At 37.9% G+C, this 4,217-nt stretch carries 5 protein-coding genes; 2 read left to right on the top strand and 3 right to left on the bottom strand.

All coding sequences use genetic code 11. The features are described from left to right. Positions 1–353: 353 nt before the first annotated feature. Positions 354–557 (bottom strand): ATP-binding protein, encoded by a 204-nt coding sequence (locus tag ACYVLS_RS09325; RefSeq protein ID WP_460323856.1) that lies wholly within the window; start codon positions 555–557, stop codon positions 354–356. A gap of 13 nt (positions 558–570) precedes the next feature. Continuing rightward, positions 571–885, bottom strand: coding sequence for an ATP-binding protein (locus tag ACYVLS_RS09330; RefSeq protein ID WP_460323858.1), 315 nt, complete (start codon positions 883–885; stop codon positions 571–573). 82 nt (positions 886–967) lie between these two features. Between ACYVLS_RS09330 and ACYVLS_RS09335 the strand changes: the two genes are divergently transcribed. After that, a complete protein-coding gene (locus ACYVLS_RS09335; RefSeq protein WP_460323864.1) occupies positions 968–1,273 on the top strand; it encodes a TIGR04141 family sporadically distributed protein in 306 nt (101 codons plus the stop codon). An 86-nt stretch (positions 1,274–1,359) separates the two neighbouring features. Here ACYVLS_RS09335 and ACYVLS_RS09340 read toward each other — a convergent pair whose 3' ends face one another. Then, on the bottom strand, positions 1,360–2,211 hold the full coding sequence (locus ACYVLS_RS09340) for a competence protein ComK (protein WP_460323860.1): 852 nt from the start codon (positions 2,209–2,211) through the stop codon (positions 1,360–1,362). Positions 2,212–2,564: 353 nt separating this feature from the next. Between ACYVLS_RS09340 and ACYVLS_RS09345 the strand changes: the two genes are divergently transcribed. Then, complete coding sequence (locus ACYVLS_RS09345; protein ID WP_460323862.1) at positions 2,565–3,599, top strand: IS1096 element passenger TnpR family protein; 1,035 nt, start codon at positions 2,565–2,567, stop codon at positions 3,597–3,599. Positions 3,600–4,217: the final 618 nt, after the last annotated feature.

Below are 4,217 nucleotides of genomic sequence, written 5' to 3' on the forward strand. Positions count from 1 at the left end.
ACTATCCGAAGACATAAACCGAACGTATTTTCGAATACGTGACGGTTTAGTTCAGTGAACCCTTTTTTATGAAATTAGGTTGTCTATTTATAATCTATTCTCTTGACTTACCACCATAATGCTTAATATTTACTTAATTATACTTTAGTTTATCAAATTAAGCCAGATAATGACCAATTAAGAACATGTTCCTTGAGTATTGCGGACAGATTTAACCACCGGAACGGAGTTTAGAGCCAGCGAGTGCGGGAAAGTGAACCACTAAATGCGGAGAAAAAAGCCACTGCCATTACGATGTTAGTTGCCAATCTATTTTATTGATTTAAATAGTAGTTATGAGTCTTTTTTGAGCCCTATCTTTTAGACTTCAAGCTATGTCTTTCCCTCATTGACATCTCGCCATCTATTAAAATACTATTTGAATCATGGACAATACGGTCGAGAATTGCGTCAGCTACGAGCGCTTGTCCTAATTTTTCATGCCATCCCACCAGAGTGGTTTGTGACCAATAGATAGTAGACGATGTCTTCAACCGGAATTTGATTATCTCAAACAATGTTAAGGTATACTTACTTATTTTTCTTAATCAACTGGCGGAAACATCCGTCTGCTTCATTTCTTGCTAAAATGAATTCATCTAATAATTCGGGTAATCGAATATATTTTATTTTATAGTGTTGTCGACAGGCTTGAATGCCTGAGGCATTAGACAACCCTGTTTTTCTGTTGCCGGATGCTCCCATTAGTATGATGTTTAAATGCTTTTCAATGTAATTATTAGTAGCCAATTCCAAAATAAGATGTTTATCTAGATGACGATCGGAATAATACTCAATGTCTTCAATAGCTGCCGATTGTTCACTAAATTGGGCTTGATTAATCACTTGCTGTAATGTCTTGTAACTGTTAAACTATTATCTTGCAAAACATACCTGTAATGTATTTCGGAGAAGGAAGATCTTATTCATATCTAGCTTTAACGGTGCCTATAGTTTAAGCTACTTGTACGCTCATGTTAGTGTCTCAGCGAGTCTTTTAACAAATATAGATATTTTAAATCATTTTATTGACATAGTAGAGGAAAATTCAATAAGTGACAATGGTGCATTGAATGCTTTTAAAGTAGTCTTTGCAGTTATACACAAAGATAAAGCAAAAAATGCGTATAATATGTTTTCACTTTTTACAATGGTAAATTTAGTGCAGATAGCTAATCAGTTAAATAGAATGCAAATTCCTTCTTCACTAAAAAAAATAATGTCATTCAGTTAGTAGTAAACTAGAAAAACGACCACACAAAGCAGGACCACCAATTATTAGCAGTCCTGTTATAATTATAATCACCCTTCATCAACAGTCTAGTTCTCGTCATTTAACTCTTCCGGTGGAAGTTCATCAAGTAGCGGATCGCCTTCTTTCAGCATGTCTTTGACTATCCAGCGTCCCTGAAGGTAACTTTGAGTCATCAGCCAGGTTGACAGAAGAGGAAGCGGCTGCGAAAAATGGTTGCTTACCGTACAGCGGGTCACAACGTTTGGCCGGGCACTACATTCTTTCTGATGATGCATGAGGGTCAACCATTCAGTCGTCAAGCGTTGCTGGGAATCAGATAAAATTTTGGTTTGCCGAATCAAACGACTCACTGATTTATGGGAAATATTGAGTATCAGTTCGTGTTTGCCATCGATATTGAAATACGTTGCCTTAAGATGAGGCGTAATTGCCTGCACATGATGTAGACCAATCCAGCTGACGGATTTCTTGCTGGCTCCGTTTAACGGTATGAAACTAAGAGTACCATAGACGAAAGGACACTGGCTGAAGATTCCTACTGACTTACCCAGTTGCATCGTTGTTTTATAGTCTATACCTATGTATTTCATGTAGCGGGTAATGATTTGAGTCGTGGTCTCTTCAGACTTAAATACAGTCCCGTTAATTTGGAAGACCAAAGTATTGTAAGGCGTGCTGGTAATTTTGGGCAAGTCGCAGACGTAAAACGAGTCATCATCCAGCAGCAAGTAAGTCTGAATAAGTGCAACGTCCAAAAAGTCGATAATATTGTCTTCTTTAATCGTGAGTACCCTCGAATCTAGTTCCATTTGTTCAGGTACCAGTGAATAAGGTCGGGTCTTTTGCACTTCTGAACATCTTACAAAGGCATCGAAACGGTCCATTATCTCGTCCCTGTATTCTTTGTCATAATCCAATATACATTCCTCCAGCAGAGTAGCAGAATAAATGATAACGATTTCACAAATAATTATAATATATATTTTAATCATGTGAACATTATGAGAGAAATATTATATTGGTTATATCTCCTATCCTAAAAAAGAATTGAGTTAGTACATACTGGAAGTACATTTTATTGAAGTTTTTCGCAACGAGAATAATAATGGCTCCTACACATAATCTTACTAATGACTGGAAACCTGACAAGTGAAGCATGACTAAGGACTCACTTGTAAAGATTCCTGCTCTTATTTCATCTGGAGGCTAAGCATGGTACACTTAACTGAAAAAATAAGCGTTCTAAGTCTAAAAAGCTGAGGGGATAGAAATGGCAAACACTCAAAAAGATATTAAACCAGTACGACTAAGGTTGGAACTAATCAGTGACTATTTATCCAGTGACGAAAAGGTGATGCTGAAACGATACGGCGAGTCCAGTTCTGGCGATCGCATCACAAGAGAGGTGCTGATCCCTTCTGACATGACCCTGCATGCGCTGCACTATGTGATGCAGAAACTGTTCGGCTGGCAGAATTCACATTTAAGACAGTTTAATTTACCGGAAGACGTCTATACGGAGCTGACTCAGGGGACAGTCAAAGGTTGGTCAGATTTGGTCGGGGTACTGTTTCAACCACCATATGAAGCTGAGCATGATTTGTTCTGGGATGATGATTATGAATCCGGGAATTTCAATGCCTGGCTGCGAAAGAAATATACAGGCCCATACCTTTACGGGGGTTATTTTGAACAAGGTGATGTGGCAAGAGCAGATGTTGATGAGCTATTGGATCGGTTTGAAGAACTGGAGATAAAGGAACCTTTCTCCGACTATCTAAAGCGTAAACAGACAGATCCGGCTGCTGAACCAAAAGTGTTAGGCAATAAAGCGTTGGTCGATATGACCTTAGACGAAATGAATGCGGCCATTGCTATGGAAAGCGGGACAGAAAGTTTAATGGAAAGTCTACTGATTACAGACGTGCTAGGCTATACTGACGAAGAGATAGGCAGTTCCGGCTTCCCAGTGACACAGGTGTTGTATTACGAGTATGACTACGGTGACAGCTGGATTGTTAAAGTGACCAAGCTGGAAAGTTGTGAAGATCTAGTGGCTGATCATTCCGTCACGCAAGAAGAAGTAGATGCAGCTAGAGAGGTTGTGCTGACTAAGCATAAGCCTGTCTGTCTTTCGAAAGACGGTGTGGACGTCATGGACGACGTTGGTGGCTTGAGCGGTTTTGCGAACTTCTTAAAAGCAATCAATGAATCAGAAGACAATCAAGAAGCGGCGGACTTAAAGCGCTGGGCCAGAAATGTGGGCTGGAAGCAGAAGAAGGTAGCGCCTAATAAAATGTTATAAGCTGAAAAGACTAAGCAAAAAGCAGCGTGTATATTGCGTAAGCGATGAATAGTTAGGAACCTCTGAGTCTTGACTGCCTCCCGTTAAACTTGAGATACCATAAGTTTAACGGGAGGTTTTAATATAAAAAAGAATACTCGAGGTACAACATCTGATTCAGGAGAATATAGATCAATTCAAAATTTTATTGGACCTACTGAAAAAATAGAAGATGCTGTATATATTCCGGTTGGTGCCCAGGAAATTGGGGACTACATGACTAATCTGGAATATTATATTAATTCTGAAAAACACCACTCTTTTGAAAAAGATTTTAATGACGACTATGAAGTTTTACTTGATGAGACTTCCGATTATATCTTGTACGATAATTATTACTATGAAAATTTGATACATTAAAAATATAATAATTAATTTTATTTATATAAATATTGTGATTTGTTTCTATATAAGGTGTCGAAATGTAGTATAATTGGGTAAAATCAAATAAATGAACCAATTTCATAACTAACTTTTTAAAAAAGGAAACACTCGTCTAATTTCAAAATGACTATTTTTTAAAAATTACACGGCTATTTCTTTTCTGTTCTTTCTCTCAGCTAACCGTTGGTTTGCATA

It is taken from the genome of Alkalibacterium psychrotolerans, from assembly GCF_054784355.1.

What these genes read in the sequence shown, in the direction of transcription:
- ACYVLS_RS09345 (WP_460323862.1), top strand. Translation starts at nt 2,565, where the DNA reads ATGGCAAACACTCAAAAAGATATTAAACCAGTACGACTAAGGTTGGAA.